This is a genomic window from Stutzerimonas kunmingensis (assembly GCF_014764705.1).
Taxonomy (GTDB): Bacteria; Pseudomonadota; Gammaproteobacteria; order Pseudomonadales; family Pseudomonadaceae; genus Stutzerimonas.
On record NZ_JACXXG010000012.1, the window covers coordinates 1 to 21,239 of the forward strand.

Below are 21,239 nucleotides of genomic sequence, written 5' to 3' on the forward strand. Positions count from 1 at the left end.
CAGGCTGAAGCCTTGGGTACGACCGATTTGAATGGTGGCGCGCTCTTCAACGCTGAGTTCGGTATAAGACATAGGGGCAGCACCGTACCGGAAAGGTCAGGTGTTGCACTCAGTTTTTGCCGCCGCCCATCCATGACGAAAAGATAGTTGGAGTTCAAAGCCTTGGAGTGCTGAGTTCTCATTTGTAACAGCATCCATAGCGTAGTATTAGCGTCTATACTTTCTGCATCGACTTTAATCTCGTTCGAAGCTTTTGGTGCATGGCGCTCAATTAATTTGTTAGCCCGGGGTTTAAGGGTAGTGACGGTGATCCCGCCATCCTCGCGGATGGTGACGAATTGCCCATCTTTCGTTTTCTTTACTTGGGCGTTTGCCAAGTCGATGACGTTAATTCCAAGCTCATCAATAATGATGCACATCGCCGCAACAGCAAATTCGTCAGTGATTCCCAAGTATGATTTAATTTTCATTGAAGACCAGGAATAAATGTGATGTGATCCAGGAAATGATTTGCGAGTAAAAAGGCCGTCTTGTTCTGTGGCTAGGTACGCAACAGAGTTAATGAAGCCATTTGGGTGGGAAGGTGAGAAAAAACTAATATGTTGGCCGGTGCCAAAGCCTCTCAGGTTAGGATCTAAGTTGTCCTTTGTTAGTCGAATAGCAATTACATCGCTTCTGCGAATAATGTCTGGGGTTTTTAAATAACGCGCAAAACTTTCTGCAACAACATGTTTGCATTTGGAGAGAATGACAGCTCTATGTTTTTCGATTTGTTGCGCAATTTCGCTCAGAGCGATTTCCATGGAGGCTGCTTGAACGGCATGTTCCAAAGTCAGATAACCAAGGATATTGCATTCTTTTTCCGAGAATACGTCTGACGATTTGGGGATTGGGGGGATCAGCGCATTACTAGGCAGTTTCTTGGCTTTTTGAAGCCTGTTTAAGTAATGACTAACTGCTGTGTAGTCAGAGATTACGGTAACTTCTTTGACCGGCTTGCCTGTGGTTTTTGATATTGCACTACGGCGATGAAAGAGAAATGTCCGACATGCATTGGTAATCACCCCAGAGTTCCGATGCCATTCCGGATCAAGGTCGTGAGCGATCATGAAAAATTCGCGGATGAAGGGCGCCCGACGCTTTGGAGGATGCTTTTCCACCCAGGTCAGGATGTCCTTCGGGCAGCAGGTTTTGATACCATTCAGGAAATTTTCCAGCTTCCCGCTCATCACGTTCCTACCTGAAGTTGGTTCAGATAGGAAGCGTAGATGGGGATTTGGCTTCCGCAAGGGTGAAAGGCATGAACAGTATGGCTTTGCAGCGCGTTGGCCTCGTAAGAGCGACCCTACCTGAACCCCTCCAAATACTGCTTCCCCTCCAGGCCCGTCTGATGTCCCAGGCGCTGCGCAAGATCACCGGCAACATCAAGAACGCCAATTGCCTGGTCATCTTCATCAACCAGATCCGCATGAAGATCGGCGTGATGTTCGGCAGCCCGGAAACCACCACCGGTGGTAACGCGCTGAAGTTCTACGCCTCGGTTCGTCTGGACATTCGCCGTACCGGCGCGGTCAAGGAAGGCGACGAAGTGGTCGGCAGCGAAACCCGCGTCAAGGTAGTGAAGAACAAGGTGGCGCCGCCCTTCCGTCAGGCTGAGTTCCAGATCCTCTATGGCAAGGGCATCTACCGCAATGGCGAGGTCATCGATCTCGGCGTGCAGCAGGGCCTGGTGGAGAAGTCCGGCGCCTGGTACGCCTACAAGGGCAACAAGATCGGCCAGGGCAAGGCCAACGCCGCCAAGTATCTGGAAGACAATCCGGAGATCGGTCAGGAGATCGAGCAACAGATCCGCGACAAGTTGCTGGTAGTTGCGCCAAACACCAAGGCCAACCCGGTTACCGAAGATCTGGCTGACGCCGATTTCTGATCCCCATGGCTGCCGTGCTCGATAACCCCGTCGCGGTACGGCGGACGGCCATGGATCTGCTGGCTCGACGCGAACATGGTCGCGTCGAGCTGGCTCGCAAGCTGCGCCAGCGTGGCGCCCCGCCTGAGTTGATCGAGCAGGCCCTGGATCGTCTATGCGAGCAGGGGCTGCTTTCCGAATCCCGATATCTCGAAAGCTTTGTCAGAAGCCGGGCCAATGCCGGCTATGGGCCGTTGCGTATCCGCGAGGAATTGGCCCAGCGCGGGCTGGTCAGAGCGGATATCGAGCAGGCATTGCGTGACAGTGGTTTTGACTGGGGTGAGCAGCTACGCGAACTCTGGCAACGCAAGTTCGCTGGACGGTTGCCTGCCGATGCCAAAGAGCGGGCGAAGCAGGGGCGCTTTCTCAGCTATCGCGGTTATCCGCTGGAGTTGATCAGTCGAGTGTTGCGCGGCGACAGCTCGGCGGATTGATGCGGTAACGGGGCTCTATGCCAGGTTGTGCGCGTCGGAGACCAGTCGGTGCTGAAGCCGACTAGCCTTACGAGCGCTCGCAATATCCGGAGTCCAGGCCATCAAAGGCCATCAGTCCTCGCTTGCCAGCGGCCGCGCCCAGTTGGCCGGTTCGTTGACGTAGTCCGTCAGCTCCCTCAAGCGCCCGTGGTTGCGGCCGTTGAAGACGAAGCTCAAGCGCGGCAGGCGCTGTAGTTCGGGCTCGTCCAGTTCCGATTCACAGCAGTTCTGCTGTTCGAATACGCCTTTCAGACACAGATCGGTGAACTCCGCGTTCAGGTATTCCATCGCCTGGTCGTTCAGTGCGTGGTTGAGGCGCAGAACGAAACGATCCTTCAGCCAGCGGCTCGAGTGGAAGTTGCGATAGAAGTTGGCGATTTCCCTGGCTGCTTCCTCGGCATCGTCCACCAGGCGCATCAATCGCATGTCGCTGGGCAGGATGTAGCGATTCTCCTCCAGCTGTCCGCGCATGAACTGCAGTGCATCCTTCCAGTAGGTGCCGCCGGGTTCGTCGAGCAGCACGATCGGCACCAGCGGACTCTTGCCAGTCTGGATCAGCGTCAGCACTTCCAGTGCTTCGTCCAGCGTGCCGAACCCACCGGGGCAGAGCACCAGCGCATCGGCTTCCTTGATGAAGAACAGTTTGCGCACGAAGAAGAAATGGAACGACAACAGGTTCTCGGTGCCACCCACTGTCGGGTTGGGGTGTTGCTCGAAAGGCAGCGTGATGTTCAGCCCGAGGCTGCTGTCGCGCCCCGCGCCCTCGTGAGCGGCGGCCATGATGCCGCCACCGGCGCCGGTGATGACCATGAAGTTGTAATGCGCAAGGATGGAGCCCAACTGACGGGCCAGCGCATACAGGGGATGTTCGACCGGCGTACGGGCTGAGCCGAAAACCGTGACCTTGCGGCGCCGCTTGAACTGGTCGAGCCGGCTGAATGCGTGCTCCATTTCGCGCATCGTCTGCAGCAGGATTTTGGCATCCCAGCGGCTGCGGTCGGCCTGAGCCATGCGCATGACGGTCACCAGCATCTCCCGGTATAGGGGCAGGTTCGCACTGTTCTCCGGAACGACCAAGGCGGCCAGCTCATCGATCTTGCTTTCCAGCTCGGCGCCGCTGGTCTTGAAATGCCGCGACAGATAGTCATCCGAATCAAAGGACATACAACATCTCCATGTATGAGCGTCGCGTTCAGGCTATAGGGTGCGGTCAGCCGGCTCAAGCCGGTTGCGTGGCGCGCAGGCGACCGAAGCCGCAAGCGGCTTCGGCGGGCTGCGTTCAGATGGCGATTCGGTCGCCAGGTTCCGGAATGCGTGCTTCCCAGTCGAGACGTTCACGGATGGTCTGCTGCAGCGCCTGCATCTTCTCCAGCTCGCCGTGCACCAGGTAGAGCTCCGGACGGCTTTCGAAGTTGCTGACCCAGTCGATGAGCTGAGACTGGCCGGCGTGGGCGGAGAACCCTCCGAGGGTATGCACCTTGGCATTCACGGCGATGCGCTGGTGCAGCAACTTGACGCTTTTCGCTCCGTCGACGATGGCACGGCCGAGGGTACCGCGTGCCTGGAAACCAGGGATCACCAGATGGCACTCCTCGCGCCAGAGGTTGTGCTTGAAGTGGTGCAGAATGCGCCCGCCGGTGCACATGCCGCTGCCAGCGATAATGATCACGCCGCTCTTGAAGCGGTTGATCGCCATCGATTCTTCCGGTGTCGGCGTGGATCGGAGGATCGGCAACCAGCGCTCGGCGTAAAGCTTGCCGCTGGCTCCGCTCAGGGCATTGTCGATGCCGTCGAGATCCAGCTGATCCTTGTAGTGCGAGTAGATGGCGTTGGCGCCGATGGCCATCGGGCTGTCCAGGAATACCGCTTGCTGCGGCAGGCGGCCTTCCCGGTAGAAGCGCCCGAGATAGTAGATCAGGTCCTGCGTACGTCCGACGGCGAAGGAGGGCATCAGCACGTTGCCCCCATCGCGATGGGCCTGTTGCAGGATGCCGGCCAGCTCCTCGATCGTGTCTTCGTGGCTGCGGTGGTCGCGGTCGCCATAGGTGGACTCCATGAGCACCACGTCAGCTTCCTTGAGCACGGTCGGCGCATGCATCAGCGGCGAGCAGTCGTTGCCCAGGTCGCCCGAGAAGACCACGCGCCGTGTTCTGCCATGGTCGTGCACATCCAGTTGCACGATCGAGGAGCCGAGGATGTGACCGGCATCGTGGAAGGTCACCGCGACACCTGGCGCGACATCGAACGTCTCGCCATAGGCGTGGGGAGTGCGCTGGCTCAACATGCGCTCGGCGTCGACGCGGGTGTAGAGCGGCTGGATCATCGGTTTGCCGATCCGTGCGCGCCACTTGTTTTCCCACTCGGCATCCTTTTCCTGAATCTGCGCCGAATCCAGCAGCATCAGTTCGAGCAGCTCCGCGGTGGCATCGGTGCAGTGCACCTCACCGCGGTAGCCGAGGGCGACCAGGCGCGGCAGCAGGCCGCTGTGGTCGATATGCGCGTGGGACAGCACCACCGCATCGAGTGTCTTGGGGTCGAAGGCGAAGGTGCTGCGGTCGCTGCCGGCTTCTTCCCGGCGGCCCTGGTGCATGCCGCATTCGAGCAGAACCCTTGCACCGTCGTGGGTCTCAATGAGATAGCAGGAGCCGGTGACCTGCTGAATGGCGCCTAGAAAACTGAGCAAAGCCATGTTGCCTTCCTGTCTGTACGATGATGTCCACATTGCCCGCTCGGTTGCCATGACCACTTGATACATATCAGAGATAACGAATCGAGCGCTGCCTAGACTACAGCACAACCCGCTTACCAACGGAGTGAACCCATGAGTCAGCTACTGCCCAGCCTTGTCGAGCTGGATCAACACGCGCAAGCCGAACCGGAGTTCGCCACCTGGCGTGTAGGTTTCGGGCCGTTCGAGCACGCGCTGGAGACCCAGGCGGCGGTGTTCCGGTTGGCCCATCAGCTGGTACAGGCAGGTCATCAGCCGGATCTGGCCAGTGTTTACCGGCTGCTGCAGGCGGTCGACCGGGTCGCCAGCGCCGGACTCTGGCTGGTGGTGCACATGACCTACGCGCGCCAGGTGCATCTGGACGGTTCGCCGTTGGCTGCCGAGGATTTCAAGCAGAACCCCGAGGGGCATACCGGCGGCGCGCTGAACATGGTGCCGGCCTATGCCGGTTACCTGGCCCTGAATGCGCTGACTGGCCGCACCCGCGCCTGGCTGATGGGGCAGGGCCACTGTGTGGCGGCCGTCGATGCGCTTAACCTGCTGACGGGCAACCTGCATCCGGAGCAGGCGCAAGCCTATGCGGGCGGCGAGGCGGGCATGAATCGCCTGCTGCAGGATTTCTACGGTTACGGCCAGGCCGCCGACGGCAGTCCGCTCGCGCCCCTGGGCAGCCATGTCAATCCGCACACCGCCGGCGGCATTGCCGAGGGCGGTTATCTCGGTTTCGCCGAGTTGCAATACGCACACATGCCGCTGCCGGGCGAGACGCTGGTGGCCTTCCTCTCCGATGGCGCGGCGGAAGAGCAGCGCGGCAGTGACTGGATTCCGCGCTGGTGGCGTGCCGAAGATTGCGGCGTCGCGCTGCCGGTGATGATTGCCAACGGACGGCGAATCGAGCAGCGTACCGCGCTTGGCACCGAGCAGGGGCTCGAGGATTTCCGTCAGCACTTGAGTCAGTGCGGCTTCGACCCGATGCCGTTCGATGGGCGTGATCCTGCTGCTTTCGTCACCACCCTGTGGGAGATGGAGCTGCGCCTGGAGCGACGCGTGGAAGAGAAGGCGCGCGGCATTCTCAACTATCCGCTGCCGATGCCCTACGGCATCGCCGAGACGGTGAAAGGCTTCGGCTTCTATGGTGCCGGCAGCAACGCAGCGCACAACCTGCCATTGCCGGGTAATCCGAGCCGCGATGAGCAGTCACGCGACCTGTTCAACGAGCACGCGGCGCGTCTGTTCGTACCGCAACAGGAGCTGGCTGCTTCACTGGAGCTGTTCACGCGCAGTCGCCAGGGTCGAACGCTGGAGCGCGACAATCCGCTCGCCTCGCGACGCCCGCCTGCGCCGACCATGCCGAAGTTGAACTACCGCGACGACGCCTGTTCACCAATGGCAGCGGTCGATCGTTTCTTCGTCGAGCTGACGGCCGCCAACCCCGCGTTGCGGCCGCGGGTGGGTAATCCGGACGAGCTGGCCAGCAACCGTTTGGGCGGCGTGCTAAAGGCGCTCAAGCATCGCGTCATCGAGCCGGAAAGCGAGCTGGAGGCCGTGGACGGCGCCATCATCACCGCTCTCAACGAGGAGGCGGTGGTATCCGCCTGCCTTGCCAACCAGGGCGGCTTGAATCTGGTGGCGAGCTACGAAGCCTTCTGCGTGAAGATGCTGGGCGTGGTGCGGCAGAGCATTATTTTTTCCCGGCAGCAAAAGGAGATTGGCAGGCCTGCAGGCTGGCTCGGCTGGCCCTTGATCGCGACGTCGCACACCTGGGAAAACGGCAAGAACCAGCAGTCCCACCAAGACACGAGCTTCTGCGAGGCGCTGCTCGGAGAGATGAACGACATGGTCCGGGTGCTGTTTCCGGCTGACCACAACAGCACTCTGGCGCTACTGCCATCGATATACCAGGCGCGTGGCGAGCTGGCCTGTCTGGTCATGCCCAAGCGCGACCGGCCGTGCTACTTCGATCAGACCCAGGCCGAGCAGTTGGCGCGCGACGGCGCCATCGTGGTCGAGGAGCAGCCGGGCAACGAGGCATTGCTGCTGATTGCCAACGGCAGCTATCAGCTGGGCGAGATGCTCCGTGCGGCCAAGCGGCTCAAGGAGGCCGACTGCGCTTATCGCCTTGTCTATCTGCAGGAGCCGGGCCGCTTCCGCGGTCCGCGCGATCATTGGGAAGTCGGGGCGCGCGCCAGCGAAGGCGTGGCGGAGCGGTTGTTCCCGGATGCGATGGAAATGCGCGTGCTGTTGACGCACATGCGGCCAGAAGTGGCGCGCGGTCACCTGTGGCCGATTCTGCCGGACGCGCGCAAGTGCTCGGCGCTCGGCTATCGCAACCGCGGCGGCACGCTGGATGAGTTCGGTATGCAGTTCGCCAACCGCGCCAGCTGGGCCAACGTGCTCGCGGCTTGCGCACGCCTGCGTAACGTGCCGCGCACGGCGCTGCTTACCAGGGACGAGGCTGCCGCAGTGGCCGGCAGGGGTGATCCGCAGATACTGCGGGGCGACGCTTGATACATAAACCTGGCAGGACGGCGGGCCGTGGCCTGCGCCTGCCAGCGTTCACCTGTTAGCGGTCGCAGTCCGAGGCCTTGTAGCGCTCGCTGGCGATGGGCTTGTTGCTCTGGTACTCGCTGAAGTCATAACGCAGGACTGCGCCCTGGCTCATCAGCTTGCGTAGTCCTTCATTGCCACAGACGCTAACAGCGAGCTGGCTGCGCACATCGGCCGGGTTATCGCGCATCTGCGCCGCATGTCGCGGCTGTACGCTGAGATGGTTTACCAGCATGTTGTTTTCTACGGTGTAGCCCTGGTCAAGAATGTCTTCGTTGATCGCGCGGGGCGTTCCGACACTGCTTTCGCGGGCGACCTGCTCGAGCAGCTGATTCAGCTGTTGCTCCTGCAGCGAGGCGGCGTGGGCAACGGGGAGGGCGAGGCTCAGAGCGAGCAGGGTGGTCAGACGATACATGGCGGTCTCCTTTTGACTGCGCTATTTCGACCGGCTGCCTGTGGTGCGGTTCATTTAACGGTGCTGGGCAGAAGTCTCGCTGGCGCTGGTAGACTGCCGCGCTTCATCGTCACCCTCGAGTCGATTCATGCCCCATGCCGTAGCCCGTCTGCGCAGCGAACGCCTGGCCAAGAGCCTCAAACCCTTCGTTGCCCGCGGCTCCCGGGCGCCGCGCTGCGAGCGCTGCCGGGTACCATTCAGCCATTGCCTTTGCCCTTGGCTTCCGGCGATCGAAAGCGATTGTGGTGTCTGCCTGCTGATGCACGATATCGAGCCGCTCAAGCCGAGCAATACGGGCTGGCTGATTGCCGATGTGGTGCGCGATACCTTCGCCTTCACCTGGCAGCGCACGGGCGTGGACCCGCGATTGCTGGCTCTGCTGGCCGATCCGCAATGGCAGCCACTGGTGATCTTTCCGGGCGAATACGCCGAGTCGAGGCGGGTGGTCGAGCAAGTTGAGCGGGATAACGCTAAGCGCCCGCTGTTCATACTGCTCGATGCCACCTGGACCGAGGCGCGCAAGATGTTTCGCAAGAGCCCCTACCTGGATGGCCTGCCGGTGCTGAGCCTGCGACCCGAGGTGCTGTCGCGCTACCGGCTGCGCCGGTCGACTCGCAGTGACCATCTGTGCACCGCCGAGGTCGCAGCGCTCTGTCTGGATCTGGCTGGAGATTCGGCCGCGGCGAACACGCTCGATGCCTTGCTCGACGTGTTCACCGAGCACTATCTGGGTGCCAAGTATCATCGCCAGCCGGACCTGCAGAACGCCGCGCATCTGGCATTGAGGCCTGCGCGCTGAACTCGATTGGCCGTCAGGCCTTGGCAGGACTGGCTGCGGTTAGCGGCTCGGCTTTGCGCGGCCAGAGTTGTGCGGCGAGCATGCCGATGAACATCAATACGCAGCCCATGTAGCCGCGCAGCGTCAGGCTTTCCTCAAGGAACAGTGCGCCCGCGATGGCTGCGAACACCGCTTCCAGTGAGAGGATGATCGCCGCATGGGAGGCGATCGCATGCTTCTGCGCAACAACCTGCAGCGTGTAGCCAACCGCAACGGCGAACAATCCACCGTAGATGAGGGCCGGCCCGGCGAGCCAGATGCTGGTCGGCTCAATCTCTTCAAAGATCAATGCCAGCAGCAGGCTCACCACGGCACAGGTGGCGAACTGCAGGAAGGCCAGGCGAATCGCGTCGTGACGGCTGACGAAGAAGCTCACCAGCAGCACATGCAGGCCCCAGACGAAGGCGCCGGCCAACTGGATCCAGTCACCAGAGGCAACGGTGAAATCCTCGCCGATGCTCAGCAGCGCCATGCCGGCAACGGCGAGAAAGGCGCCGACCCAGGTTCCGAGGCCTGTCCTGTGGCCAATGATCAGTCCCAGCAGTGGCACCACGATCACGTACAGGCCAGTGATGAATCCCGAGTTGGTCACGCTGGTAAACAGCAGGCCCACCTGCTGCAGGTTGATTCCCACGGTCAGCGCAAGCCCCATGCTCAGGCCGCCGAGCAGCAGGCCACGCTGCAGAAAGGGTTCGTGCCGGGCTTTGGTGCGGCCCTGGTAGATCACCAGTGGCAGCAGCGCGAGAGCGCCCAGGGCGAAGCGCAGGCCGGTAAATAGAAACGGGCCGATGTTGTCCATGCCGATGCGTTGGGCGACAAAGGCCGTGCCCCAGATCATGGCGGTGATCAGCATCAGGAAGTCGGCGCGGAGGGCTTGGCTACGCATGTTTCGGCTCGGTCGGGAAAAGTCGCAGACTTTGCTACAAAGCGCCGCGCTTGACCACTTATTCATGGGTGGGCATGCTTGCGCCGCTTGATTTGTTGTGGCGGGCGGCCGATATTCGGTCTGGCCGGCCGAAAATTTCACATCGGACCATCCCCGGAGCGTTGTCTCGGGGTTTCTGCCGTCATCTTGTCGGCATCGGCTGCTCAAGCCGATGAAAAAGCGCCAATAAAAACTACAGGTCTGCCAATGGCTGCTTACGAAATAATCATTGCCGATGATCACCCGCTTTTCCGCAGCGCGCTGCAACAGGCGCTCACCATGGGGCTAGGGGAAAACGTACGTCTGGTGGAAGCGGCCAGCATCGCCGAACTGGAAAGCCTTCTAAATCAGGGCGCCGATTGGGATCTGGTGCTGCTAGATCTGAACATGCCTGGAGCCTATGGTTTCTCGGGGCTGGTACTGCTGAGGGGGCAGTATCCGCATCTACCGGTAGTCATGATCTCGGCACAGGAGGACGCAGCGGTCGTTGCGCGCTCCCGTGAGTTCGGTGCCAGCGGTTTCATTCCCAAGTCCAGTTCTCTGGAAACCATCCAGGAAGCGGTACGTGCTGTTTTGGATGGTGATGTCTGGTGGCCTAGCAACATCCAGGATGTGGCCAACGTCAGCGATGAGGCCAAGGCCGCCAGCGCCGGGCTTGCCAGCCTGACGCCGCAACAGTTCCGAGTGCTGACCATGGTCTGTGACGGGCTGTTGAACAAGCAGATCGCCTACGAACTGAGCGTTTCCGAAGCGACCATCAAGGCTCACGTTACCGCTATCTTCCGCAAGCTCGGCGTGCGTACCCGCACCCAGGCAGCCCTGTTGCTGCAGCAGATGGGTTCCATTCCAACCAGCTGATCCGGATGCGGGCCTCAGGCGATCGGCGGCAGCTGGATTTCATCGCTGCGGCGCACGCCTGAGGTCAGGGCGCGGCACTGTTCGACGAACTCGAGCATGGCCGCGGTCTGATACTTGTGCGAATGCCATATGAAGTAGAACTGGCGGCGCAGGTCCAGCTCGGGCGTCGCCACCGGTACCAGGCTGCCACGGCGAAAGGCGTCACGCAGCGCCAGTCGAGAAATACAGCCGATCCCCAGTCCCGACTCCACCGCGCGTTTGATCGCTTCGGTGTGCTCCAGCTCGAGCCGCACGTTCAGCTTGCCTGGCCGATGTCGCACAGCCTGTTCGAAGGTCATCCGCGTGCCGGAGCCCTGCTCGCGGAGAATCCACGCTTCTCTGGTCAGCTCGTCCAGTCCCACCTCGCCGCGCCCGGCCAGCGGGTGCTGCGGCGCGCAGAACACCACCAGCTCATCCTCGATCCACGGCTGGACCTCAAGGTCCGGGTGCTGGCAATCACCTTCGATCAAACCCAGATCAAGTTCGTGTTGCGCGATCTGATGCACGATGTGTGCAGTGTTGTGTACGTGCAGCTTCACTCGGCATTCCGGGTGGCGCTGCATGAAGCTGCCAATCAGCAACGTGGCGAGGTAGTTGCCGATCGTCAGCGTCGCACCGACCGCCAGTGAGCCGAAGCCGCTCTTGCCGTTGAGCAAATCCTCGATGGCGCGTGCCTGATCGAGCAGGGCAACTGCCTGCGGCAGCAGCTGTTGTCCGAGCGCGTTCAAGCAGAGCCTTTTGCCGGCTCGGTCGAAGAGCTGGCAGCCGGACTGGCGTTCCAGTTCGGCCAGCGACGTACTGGTTGCGGACTGTGACAACGAGAGGCTCTCGGCTGCGCGCGACACGCTTTCCTGGCGTGCGACAGCGGCAAACACTTCGATCTGGCGGAGAGTAAAATGCATATCTATATAACCGATAACCTATATCTTTATTATCCAGTTAACGAATAAAGACGCCATCGCTAGACTAGCGCCACGTAACGACGCCCGTCGCGACACCACGAGGAATTCGTAGCATGAGCAATCTGAACGTAGAGCGCGTTCTCAGTGTGCACCATTGGAACGACACGCTGTTCAGCTTCAAGACCACCCGCAATGCAGGCTTGCGCTTCGAGAACGGCCAGTTCGTCATGATCGGCCTAGAGGTCGAGGGCCGTCCGCTGATGCGCGCCTACAGTATCGCCAGTCCCAACTACGAAGAGTATCTGGAGTTTTTCAGCATCAAGGTGCAGAACGGCCCGCTGACTTCTCGACTGCAGCACCTGCAGGAAGGCGACCAGATCATGGTCAGCCGCAAGCCAACCGGAACATTGGTGCTCGACGACCTGCTGCCTGGCAAGCATCTTTACCTGCTCAGCACCGGCACGGGCCTGGCGCCATTCATGAGTGTCATCCAGGACCCGGAAACCTACGAGCGCTTCGAAAAAGTCGTGCTGGTGCATGGTGTTCGCTACGCAAACGAAGTTGCCTATCGCGAATTCATCACCGAGCACCTGCCGCAGAACGAGTTCTTTGGTGAGGCGGTGAAGGAAAAACTGATCTATTACCCGACTGTGACGCGCGAGCCTTTCGAGAATCAGGGCCGCCTGACCGAGCTGATGCGCAGCGGCAAACTGTTCAGCGACATCGGCCTGCCTCCGATCAATCCGCAGGACGATCGCGCGATGATTTGCGGCAGCCCGAGCATGCTGGACGAAACCAGCCAGGTGCTGGACAGCTTCGGTCTGAGCGTCTCGCCGCGCATGGGCGATCCGGGGCACTACCTGATCGAACGCGCATTCGTCGAGAAGTAGCGCATCCGCTCCACGCCGCCGCCTCGCGCGGCGGCTATCCCGGTGCGGTCTGGCATCAGACGTAGGCGGCGCAGCACTTCTTGAATTTCGAACCGCTGCCGCATGGGCAGGGATCGTTGCGTCCGGCCCTGAGTGGCACCGTCGGATCGATGAAATACCATTTTCCGTCGCATTGAACGAAGGCCGAGCGTTCCTGGTGGACATGCTCGCCCGCCTGGTCGTGCCAGCGGGCGGTGAAGGTCACCCGTGCATGTTCAGGCTTGCCGCCGAGCACTGCACTCTCGTTCACTTCCAGCCCCAACCAGGTGCTGTCCAGGCTCCAGCGGCGCATGCCGTCCATGTCCAGCGCCGTCTGTTGCACCGGCAGCGTGGTGGCCTGCAGATAGTCGACCAGACCCAGCACGTAGGCGCTATAGCGCGAGCGCATCAGCAGTTCGGCGCTGGGTGCCGGTGTGCCTGCGTGATAACGGCCGCAGCACTGGTCAAGCGTATTGCCGCTGCCGCAAGGGCAGTTAGGCGCGAAGGGGCGCTGTTCGCTCATGTCACCACCAGTACTTTCCGAAGTTTTCCGGGTTGGCCCAGAACCTGGCATTCAGCCAGTCCGGAACCTGCTTGTATTGGAGCAGGTCGTAGGTGAAGAGCGTCAAGGTCTGTCCGTCGCGCTGGAAGCGCTCGCTGACTTGCAGGGCTAATGCATAGAAGTCTGTGGTCTGCCATTCGGATGCGTCGAGATCCACGAGTACCGCCATACGGCTGGCATTCAGATTGCGAACGCTGCCGAGCAGCTCCAGGCCGTTACGCTTGGGCATGTGCTCCAGGCAGTCGACGAACAGGGCCAAATCGTAGCGCTGAGAGGCCAGTTGTTCTGATAGCGGCGCGGCATCGGCGCGGTCTAGCTGAAACTCCGGATGACATTCGGCGTAGGCAGCCAGAGCAGGTTGATCACTGCGCCCCACGTGCAATAGACGGCTTGGGGCATAGTGCTCAAGCATCGCCGCAAGCGCTTGTTGTGGCGTGTGCACTACAGGGTTTTCAGTCAATCGAGAATCCTCGTTTCAAAGGTGAAGACTAGCGCTGTGCCGTTTGTCGGCCTAGTCTGAAAATAACCGGAGCCGCCCGGATTCCCGTACGTGGCGATTCTGGCTGAATGTCCACACTGGAGGTTTTGATCGATGAGTACATTACGGACAGCAGTACCCGTTATTGTCATGACCACGTTCCTGGCTGGTTGTGCAGGCGTGCAGAAACAGGATTGGCCGACATGTGCGGCCGTGGGTGGCGTGAGCGGTGCCGCGCTGGGGGCCATCGAGAGCAGCTCCTATGCCGGTTGGGGTGCGCTGATCGGTGGTGGTGTCGCGGCAGCCTATTGTTGGGCCAACGGCATGGAAGAGGAAACTGTCGCCGTCGTCGAGACGGTCGAGCCGATGCCTCAGTCCGAGCCGGAACCGGAGCCTGCGGCAGAGCCGGTGCGCGTCGAACTGGACGTCAAGTTCGACTTCGATCGTGATGTGGTCAAGCAGGATAGCTATGGCGACATCCAGAATCTGGCTGATTTCATGAAGGAATATGGCCAGACCACGACCGTGCTCGAAGGCCACACCGACTCCGTCGGTACCGATGCCTACAATCAGCGCCTTTCCGAGCGCCGCGCCAATGCGGTTCGTAAAGTGCTGGTCGACGAGTATGGCGTTGGTGGCGATCGGGTGAATGCGGTTGGCTACGGTGAGTCGCGCCCGGTGGCCGATAACGCAACCGAAGAAGGCCGAGCTATCAACCGTCGCGTAGAGGCTGAGGTCGAAGCACGCCCTTGAGTCGAATGCGGTAACAGATCCAGCCGGGCCCAGTGTCCGGCTGTTTTATTTTACGGCTGTCAGAACGACGGCCGTACGCTGGCCAGCGCGATCACCAGCAGGCCAAGCACGAGGTTGATGCCCACCAGTCGGCGAATCTGCCCGAGCACCGCACCACCGTCCGGCCACCGCTTGGTCTCGACCGCGCGCTTGAGGACCGGCAACTGCAGTAGCTGGATACGCAGAAACAGCGCCAGCATCACCAGATACAGCCCGGCCATGATGTGAACGTAGCGCGGCGCGCTTTCCAGCGGGCCGAAACGCATGTGCCACATGCCGATGCCGCTTAGCGGCAATACCAGCACCGCCACCCACACCCAGACGAAAAAACGTCGGAACACATCTGCCCATAAGGTCAACCGTTCCGGTGCCTGCAGCACCGCCACCGCCGCCGGGCGCAGCACCATCCAGGCGAAAAACATTCCGCCCACCCAGACCGTCGCGGCGAGTACATGCAGGGTGTAAAGCAGGGCAAATGACGTCATGGGGCAAATCTCCGGTGGCGGCAGGGCGAACGCGCGCTATCATAGCTGCCCCATTGAAGTACTGAAAATATATACAGCTCCGCGCCCATGCTCAGCACCGAACTCAAGTCCCAGATCCAGGGCGCCTACAGCCGTTTTCTCGAAGCCAAGGGGCTCAAGGCCCGCTATGGCCAGCGCCTGATGATCGCCGAGGTCGCCAAGGTGCTCGGCACTATCAAGACCGATGATGAAGGGCGTCGCGAGAGCGAGCCCGCGGTCGTCGCGGTCGAGGCGGGCACCGGTACAGGCAAGACCGTCGCCTACAGTCTGGCGGCGATCCCCACCGCCAAGGCGGCTGGCAAGCGGCTGGTAATCGCCACGGCAACGGTCGCCCTGCAGGAGCAGATCGTGCACAAGGATCTGCCGGACCTGATGCGCAACAGCGGACTGAATTTCAGCTTCGCATTGGCCAAGGGCCGCGGGCGCTACCTGTGCCTGTCAAAGCTGGATCTGTTGCTGCAGGAGGGCCAGGCGCAGAGCGCGACCGCCCAGTTGTTCGAGGAAGAAGGCTTCCGCATCGAGGTCGACGAGCGCAGCCAGAAGCTCTTCACCGGCATGATCGAGAAGTTGGCGGGTAATCACTGGGATGGCGACCGCGACAGCTGGCCGGAGGAGCTGGGCGATGCGGACTGGTCGCAGCTCACCACGGATCACAGCCAATGCACCGGCCGGCATTGCCCCAACTTTCAGCAGTGCGCGTTCTACAAGGCGCGCGAGGGCATGACCAAGGTCGACGTGATCGTCACCAACCACGACATGGTTCTGGCTGACCTGTCCCTTGGCGGCGGTGCGGTGTTGCCCGATCCACGTGACACCATCTACGTCTTCGACGAAGGGCATCACCTGCCGGACAAGGCCATCGGTCACTTCGCCCATTTCACCCGGTTGCGCTCCACGGCTGACTGGCTCGGGCAGGTGGAAAAGAACCTGACCAAGCTGCTTGCCCAGCATCCGCTGCCGGGCGAGCTCGGTCGGCTGGTGGAGGGCATCCCAGAACTGGCTCGTGATCTGCGCACCCAACAGCAGTTCATGTTCAGCGCCTGTGAGCAATTGGCCGATTTCAAGGCCGGTGAGGACATGGAGGGCCGTGAGCGGCCGCGGCACCGCTTCGTCGGTGGCGTGGTGCCGGAGCATCTGATCGAGCTGGGCACCGAGCTGAAGAAGGGTTTTTCCAAGCTGACCGACCTGTTCAGTCGGATCGCTGAACTGCTCAAGGAGGCCATGGACCGCGAAGCAGGTGGTGGAATCGCCAGCCATCAGGCCGAGGAGTGGTACCCGCTGTTCGGCAGTCTGCTGACGCGTTCGCAGAACAATTGGGAGTTGTGGACCGCATTCACCGTCGAAGACCCGGAGGATAGCCCGCCAATGGCGCGCTGGCTGACCCTGGCGGAAGGCGGGGCGCTGTTCGATATCGAGGTCAATGCCAGCCCGATCCTTGCAGCGGAAACATTGCGGCGCAATCTCTGGAATGTCGCCTTTGGTGCGCTGGTGACATCGGCGACGCTCACGGCGCTGAACAGTTTCGACCGCTACCGCATGCGGGCCGGCTTGCCCAAGGCTGCGGTCACCGCCGTGGTGCCGAGTCCTTTTCATCATGCCGATGCCGGGGTGCTGCGCGTCCCCGATCTGAAGGCCGATCCGCGCGATGCTGCAGCACACACGGCAGCCATCGTCCGCGAACTGCCGGGATTGGTCGAAGGTGCACGGGGAACGCTTGTACTGTTCTCGTCACGCAAGCAGATGCAGGACGTGTTCGACGGCCTGGAGCGTGAATGGCGTCGGCGGGTGCTGATCCAGGGCAACCTGTCCAAGCAGGAAACCCTGAACAAGCACAAGGCGCGGGTGGACGATGGCGAGTCCAGTGTGCTGTTCGGGCTTGCCAGCTTTGCCGAAGGCGTCGATCTGCCGGGGGCATACTGCGAGCATGTGGTGATTGCGAAGATTCCGTTTGCGGTCCCCGATGACCCGGTCGAGGCCGCATTGGCAGAGTGGATCGAGGCCCGCGGCGGCAACCCCTTCATGGAGATCGCCGTTCCAGATGCCTCTCTGCGGCTAGTGCAGGCCTGTGGGCGGCTGCTGCGTACCGAGGCGGACCGTGGAACCATCACGCTGCTCGACCGGCGAGTGGTGACGCAGCGCTATGGCAAGGCGATCCTCAATGCGCTTCCGCCGTTCCGTCGCGAGATTGGTTGATAGGCGAGATAACCGGTCGCGATATCACCCCATCACCGCTTCGTCTGGCGGTTTTGTTGCGTAATGGCGGCTGCAAGAATCCCGAGAATTGATTGCGAGAGGTGACAGCGTGCAGGTTCAGGGCTATTTCGATCTTCGTTTCGAGGCCGTTCGCGATGCGTTCGGCGCGCTGTTCGATGGCACCCAGCAGCGCGGCGCGGGACTCTGCGTGCAGATCGGCGGCGAGACGGTCGTCGATCTCTGGGCCGGCGTTGCCGACAATCAGGGCGAGCAGGTGTGGCACAGCGATACGGTGGTCAACCTGTTCTCCTGCACCAAGACCTTCACCGGGGTTGCTGCGCTGCAGCTGGTCGAGGAAGGCAAGCTGCAGCTGGATGAGCCCGTCGGCCGTATATGGCCGGAGTTCGCAGTCAATGGCAAGGAAACGATCACCCTGCGTCAGCTGCTCTGTCATCGGGCGGGATTGCCGGCGATTCGCAGACCGCTAGCCGCCGAAGCGCTGTACGACTGGGACGTCATGACCGCCGCGCTAGCAGCCGAAGAGCCATGGTGGACGCCCGGCACCGATCAGGGCTACGCGGCGATGACCTACGGCTGGCTGGTTGGTGAGCTCCTGCGTCGTGTCGATGGCTGTGGGCCTGGGGAGTCGATCGTTCGTCGTACGGCGGTGCCGCTCGGGCTTGACTTCCATATCGGTCTCGGCGACTCCGAGGCTCATCGTGTCGCTTATCTCACGCGCACCAAGAACGACTTCGGTGACGCTGCCGCGCAGCGCCTGTTCAAGGCCTTGATGAGCGAGCCGGAGTCAATAAGTGTCCGGGCCTTCAACAATCCACCATCCATCATGAGCAGTGGTAACAAACCGGAATGGCGACGCATGGCGCAACCGGCAGCCAACGGCCATGGCAATGCCCGCTCGTTGGCGGGTTTCTATACAGGGTTGCTGCAGGGCAAACTTCTGGATGAGTCGCTGCTGCGCGAGATGACCAGCGAGCACAGCGCAGGACAAGACCGCACTCTGTTGGCGGCCACGCGTTTCGGCCTCGGCTGCTGGTTGGATCAGCCGCACGTCGCCAATGCCACCTTTGGCATGGGAGAGCACGCGTTCGGTCACCCTGGTGCCGGTGGCAGTGTTGGTTTTGCCGATCCGGAGCGTGAACTGGGGTTCGGTTTCGTGACCAATACCCTCGGCCCCTATGTGCTGATGGACCCGCGTGCTCAATCGCTGGCGCGCAGCGTTGCAGCATGCCTGCGTTGAACCACTCGTCACTTCTGGCCTCGCAGGCTTTTCAAAAGAAGGGCTTGCGTCCACAATTTCAACTCGAACTCAATAGTGGCCTCACCTCGATTGGTCGCACCCTCCTAGAACGCTTCTGGTTGACGGAACCTGCCTCATGAACCTGCTGAAGAGCGTCTCCCTGATTTTCTGCATGATCGTCGTTGCCGGCTGCAGCTCGAAGAGCGAGAAAGCGAGCGAGGCCGCTGCCCCGGCTACGGTCAAGGTGGATTACGCCTGGCTCGATGAGTACGAGCCGCAGTTGAAGGATGCGCTCGTGGGCAGTGGTTTCGAGGTGGAGCGCCGTGACAGCGTGCTGGTGGTGACAGCGCCGGTGGACTCGTCCTTCAATCCGGATCGTCCCGGCATGCTCCTGCCGGTAACCCTCGGGCCGATCACCCGTGTTGCAAAGCTGGTCGAGAAGGACGACAAGACTGCCGTAGTCGTACTCGGTCATGCCGACAGCACTGGCTCTGCGGACACCAATCGCACCGTAAGTCGCGAGCGTGCCGGTGCCGTGGCGGCCATTTTCCGCCTGAGTGGCCTCAAGCATAACCGCCTGCGCATTCGAGGCCTGGGTTCCGACATGCCGCGTGCAGCCAACGACAGCAAGGAAGGCCGGGCTCTGAACCGTCGGGTCGAGATGGTACTGGCGCCGCAGGCGACGATGCTCGCATTGATCGCCAAGTACGAGCAGCCGGCGCAGGCCGCGACTCAGGTGGCGCAAGCCGAGGTCGCCAAGTAGCGCTGCCAGGCATTGGATATCGACAGGCCCGCATGCGGGCCTGTTTTCGTTGGGCATGGTTGCCTTGAATCAAGCGCGTTGCCTGAGCACGCGGATAAGCTAGTTCATGCAGGCCGGCTGGGTTCAACCACCGTCGCCCGGCGAATGGCCGCCTGGTAGGCTGAAGCCTGCTTATTCGACTACAAGGAGCCCCGCGATGATCCAGACCCTGGCCGATATGCGCCGTGACTACACCCGTGACGGACTCAGCGAGGCCAATGCACCAGCCGAGCCGTTCGGATTGTTTCGTCAGTGGTTCACCGAGGCCACGAAAACCGAACAGGCGCCGGTGGAGCCTAACGCGATGTCCCTGGCTACGGTCGACTCCGACGGCCGTCCTCACTGTCGCATCCTGCTTCTCAAGGCGCTGGATGATCGAGGCTTTACCTTTTTCACCAATTACGACAGCGCCAAGGGTGAGCAACTGAATGCTGCGCCCTATGCAGCCATGACTTTCTTCTGGCCGACACTCGAGCGTCAGGTTCGTATCGAGGGGCGGGTGGAGAAGGTTACTCAGGAGGAGTCGGATGCTTATTTTCAAGTCCGCCCCTTGGGTAGCCGGCTCGGTGCCTGGGCATCGCCGCAGAGCCAGGTGATTCGCGATCGCGCCGAACTTGAGCGTTTGCTGGCGGAAACCGAGCAGCGCTTTCTCGACACGGCACCCCATTGTCCGCCGCACTGGGGTGGTTATCGCCTGCTGCCGGAGCGTATGGAGTTCTGGCAGGGCCGGCCTAGCCGCCTGCATGATCGTCTCGACTATCGTTTGATCGCAAACAGCTGGCAGCGGGAGCGCTTGGCGCCCTGAATGGTCTCCCAGCAACAAACTAGTCCAGGCGCTGTTGCTCCAAGCCTCTTGTGCCGGAGAGCGGCGCTTTGCTGGAGCGCCAGCGGGTAAGCTCTCGCGCCGTGCTGGCAACGTTCTGTGACCAGCAAACGATCACCTGGTGCTAGGGATGTGCTTTCCGATGGCCAGAGACCATGAAAGCGTGGCTTGTCTGTTCGGGTCTGATTTTCTGAAAGTGTCCGAATCAGAGGCCGGGGTAGTGTTGTACCTGCTGCTCCAGCCAGCTTTGTAGTTCCCGCCGCTTGATCTTCTGACTCTTCGCGTCGGCGAGGCGTTGTAGCATCCAGCTGCGCTTGTCTGGGTCGCTGCCGGCGATTGAAAGCGCCAGGTCCCGATCGGCCCAAAGTCGGAAGCGCATGATCAGCCAGCCGTGAAAAGCCAGGCCAGCTATGGTGGTGATGGCTATGATGAAGTAATCCATGGATCGTCTCGGCGAGAGGAACCGGTGCGCCAGGTTCGACTCGCATAGGTATGCTAGGAAGGTAGTAAATGCTGAGTCAGGACGGAGAAGTTGCCAAGCGCTTTTTTGTCGCTACTGCTCATGCCGCCGTTCAGAACGAAACAGCTGTCCGCAGGAGAATTGCAATGCGTAGGTCCATTTATGTCGCTTCCTTTACAGCTCTGACGCTCGCTCTGGGTGGGTGCGCCTCCAGCCTGACCGGAGATACCTATTCTCGGGATGAGGCGCGAGCCGTACAGACCGTGCGTTACGGAACCATCGAATCGCTGCGTCCAGTGAAGATCGAGGGAACCAAGACCCCCATCGGCACCGGCGCTGGCGCAGTGGTTGGTGGCGTTGCCGGCAGTGGCATCGGCGGCGGTCGTGGCAGCGCGGTTGCCGCTGTAATCGGTGCGGTTGCCGGTGGCATGCTCGGTGCCGCGGCAGAAGAGGGGATAACCCGTACCCAGGGTGTCGAGATCACCGTGCGCGAGGATGATGGCAACATGCGCGCCTATGTGCAGGCCGTGGAGCCCAATCAGGTGTTTCGGGTCGGACAACGGGTTCGCATCCTCACCGTCAGTGGTACCAGTCGCGTGGCGCCCTGATCTTCATAGCAGCTGCCCGAGGCTGAGGTCAGAGCGCTGTCACCGCTCCGTAAACGGAACGGTGACAGCGCTTTTTGTTTTTCGAAATACATGAATCCATG

21 protein-coding genes and 1 pseudogene are annotated in these 21,239 nt (G+C 61.2%); 12 read left to right on the plus strand and 10 right to left on the minus strand.

Going from position 1 to position 21,239, the window contains the following annotated elements; genetic code table 11:
• Positions 1–1,229 (minus strand): hypothetical protein (locus IEG05_RS11280; protein ID WP_191122063.1); only part of this gene is annotated, 1,229 nt, incomplete at its 3' end.
• Between the two features lie 146 nt (positions 1,230–1,375).
• Between IEG05_RS11280 and IEG05_RS11285 the strand changes: the two are divergent.
• Both IEG05_RS11285 and recX read left to right on the plus strand, forming a co-directional pair.
• A pseudogene (locus tag IEG05_RS11285) lies at positions 1,376–1,927 on the plus strand (recombinase RecA family protein); the annotation flags it as partial.
• 5 nt (positions 1,928–1,932) lie between these two features.
• Positions 1,933–2,400, plus strand: coding sequence for a recombination regulator RecX (recX, locus tag IEG05_RS11290; protein ID WP_090519012.1), 468 nt, complete (start codon positions 1,933–1,935; stop codon positions 2,398–2,400).
• A gap of 111 nt (positions 2,401–2,511) precedes the next feature.
• Here recX and IEG05_RS11295 read toward each other — a convergent pair whose 3' ends face one another.
• Both IEG05_RS11295 and IEG05_RS11300 read right to left on the minus strand, forming a co-directional pair.
• Positions 2,512–3,603, minus strand: coding sequence for an LOG family protein (locus tag IEG05_RS11295; RefSeq protein WP_023444835.1), 1,092 nt, complete (start codon positions 3,601–3,603; stop codon positions 2,512–2,514).
• 115 nt (positions 3,604–3,718) lie between these two features.
• Entirely contained in the window at positions 3,719–5,128 is a 1,410-nt protein-coding gene (locus IEG05_RS11300; RefSeq protein ID WP_102833037.1) for an MBL fold metallo-hydrolase RNA specificity domain-containing protein, read from the minus strand.
• A gap of 132 nt (positions 5,129–5,260) precedes the next feature.
• Between IEG05_RS11300 and IEG05_RS11305 the strand changes: the two genes are divergently transcribed.
• A complete protein-coding gene (locus tag IEG05_RS11305; protein WP_191122065.1) occupies positions 5,261–7,675 on the plus strand; it encodes a phosphoketolase family protein in 2,415 nt (804 codons plus the stop codon).
• Between the two features lie 55 nt (positions 7,676–7,730).
• Here the strand turns inward: IEG05_RS11305 and IEG05_RS11310 are convergent, their stop codons facing one another.
• Positions 7,731–8,129 carry a PA3611 family quorum-sensing-regulated virulence factor gene (locus IEG05_RS11310; RefSeq protein ID WP_014819882.1) on the minus strand — a complete coding sequence of 133 codons (399 nt, stop codon included), beginning with the start codon at positions 8,127–8,129 and terminating at the stop codon, positions 7,731–7,733.
• A 127-nt stretch (positions 8,130–8,256) separates the two neighbouring features.
• Between IEG05_RS11310 and IEG05_RS11315 the strand changes: the two genes are divergently transcribed.
• Positions 8,257–8,967, plus strand: a complete 711-nt coding sequence (locus IEG05_RS11315; RefSeq protein ID WP_125897175.1) for a tRNA-uridine aminocarboxypropyltransferase — start codon at positions 8,257–8,259, stop codon at positions 8,965–8,967.
• A gap of 13 nt (positions 8,968–8,980) precedes the next feature.
• Here the strand turns inward: IEG05_RS11315 and IEG05_RS11320 are convergent, their stop codons facing one another.
• Entirely contained in the window at positions 8,981–9,892 is a 912-nt protein-coding gene (locus IEG05_RS11320) for a DMT family transporter (protein WP_046621319.1), read from the minus strand.
• A 246-nt stretch (positions 9,893–10,138) separates the two neighbouring features.
• Between IEG05_RS11320 and erdR the strand changes: the two genes are divergently transcribed.
• Positions 10,139–10,789, plus strand: coding sequence for a response regulator transcription factor ErdR (gene erdR / locus IEG05_RS11325; RefSeq protein ID WP_003299411.1), 651 nt, complete (start codon positions 10,139–10,141; stop codon positions 10,787–10,789).
• A gap of 14 nt (positions 10,790–10,803) precedes the next feature.
• Here the strand turns inward: erdR and IEG05_RS11330 are convergent, their stop codons facing one another.
• A complete protein-coding gene (locus IEG05_RS11330; RefSeq protein ID WP_023444829.1) occupies positions 10,804–11,730 on the minus strand; it encodes a LysR family transcriptional regulator in 927 nt (308 codons plus the stop codon).
• Between the two features lie 113 nt (positions 11,731–11,843).
• Between IEG05_RS11330 and fpr the strand changes: the two genes are divergently transcribed.
• Entirely contained in the window at positions 11,844–12,620 is a 777-nt protein-coding gene (gene fpr / locus IEG05_RS11335; protein WP_014819886.1) for a ferredoxin-NADP reductase, read from the plus strand.
• Positions 12,621–12,675: 55 nt separating this feature from the next.
• Here fpr and IEG05_RS11340 read toward each other — a convergent pair whose 3' ends face one another.
• Together IEG05_RS11340 and IEG05_RS11345 are read right to left on the minus strand one after the other, a co-directional pair.
• Positions 12,676–13,161 carry a YchJ family protein gene (locus tag IEG05_RS11340; RefSeq protein WP_046621316.1) on the minus strand — a complete coding sequence of 162 codons (486 nt, stop codon included), beginning with the start codon at positions 13,159–13,161 and terminating at the stop codon, positions 12,676–12,678.
• Between the two features lies 1 nt (position 13,162).
• Positions 13,163–13,660 carry a DUF6231 family protein gene (locus tag IEG05_RS11345; protein WP_045666942.1) on the minus strand — a complete coding sequence of 166 codons (498 nt, stop codon included), beginning with the start codon at positions 13,658–13,660 and terminating at the stop codon, positions 13,163–13,165.
• Between the two features lie 132 nt (positions 13,661–13,792).
• On the opposite strand from IEG05_RS11345, the gene IEG05_RS23465 reads away from it, so the two are divergent.
• Entirely contained in the window at positions 13,793–14,431 is a 639-nt protein-coding gene (locus tag IEG05_RS23465; RefSeq protein WP_473243922.1) for an OmpA family protein, read from the plus strand.
• Positions 14,432–14,490: 59 nt separating this feature from the next.
• Here the strand turns inward: IEG05_RS23465 and IEG05_RS11355 are convergent, their stop codons facing one another.
• The gene (locus tag IEG05_RS11355) at positions 14,491–14,955 is read right to left on the minus strand and encodes a CopD family protein (protein ID WP_046621313.1); all 465 of its coding nucleotides are present in this window, start codon (positions 14,953–14,955) and stop codon (positions 14,491–14,493) included.
• A gap of 87 nt (positions 14,956–15,042) precedes the next feature.
• On the opposite strand from IEG05_RS11355, the gene dinG reads away from it, so the two are divergent.
• From dinG to pdxH, 4 genes are all read left to right on the plus strand, one after another.
• The gene (gene dinG / locus IEG05_RS11360) at positions 15,043–17,187 is read left to right on the plus strand and encodes an ATP-dependent DNA helicase DinG (protein ID WP_046621311.1); all 2,145 of its coding nucleotides are present in this window, start codon (positions 15,043–15,045) and stop codon (positions 17,185–17,187) included.
• A gap of 109 nt (positions 17,188–17,296) precedes the next feature.
• A complete protein-coding gene (locus tag IEG05_RS11365; protein ID WP_046621307.1) occupies positions 17,297–18,445 on the plus strand; it encodes an EstA family serine hydrolase in 1,149 nt (382 codons plus the stop codon).
• 136 nt (positions 18,446–18,581) lie between these two features.
• Positions 18,582–19,208: an OmpA family protein gene (locus IEG05_RS11370; protein ID WP_046621304.1), complete on the plus strand. Its 627-nt coding sequence runs from the start codon at positions 18,582–18,584 to the stop codon at positions 19,206–19,208.
• A gap of 196 nt (positions 19,209–19,404) precedes the next feature.
• Positions 19,405–20,052: a pyridoxamine 5'-phosphate oxidase gene (pdxH, locus tag IEG05_RS11375; RefSeq protein WP_046621302.1), complete on the plus strand. Its 648-nt coding sequence runs from the start codon at positions 19,405–19,407 to the stop codon at positions 20,050–20,052.
• A gap of 223 nt (positions 20,053–20,275) precedes the next feature.
• On the opposite strand, the gene IEG05_RS11380 is transcribed toward pdxH, so the two are convergent.
• Positions 20,276–20,512 carry a hypothetical protein gene (locus tag IEG05_RS11380; protein ID WP_023443738.1) on the minus strand — a complete coding sequence of 79 codons (237 nt, stop codon included), beginning with the start codon at positions 20,510–20,512 and terminating at the stop codon, positions 20,276–20,278.
• Between the two features lie 164 nt (positions 20,513–20,676).
• Here IEG05_RS11380 and IEG05_RS11385 point away from each other — a divergent pair, with 164 nt between their 5' ends.
• Positions 20,677–21,138, plus strand: coding sequence for an outer membrane lipoprotein (locus IEG05_RS11385; protein WP_046621300.1), 462 nt, complete (start codon positions 20,677–20,679; stop codon positions 21,136–21,138).
• Positions 21,139–21,239 lie beyond the last annotated feature (101 nt).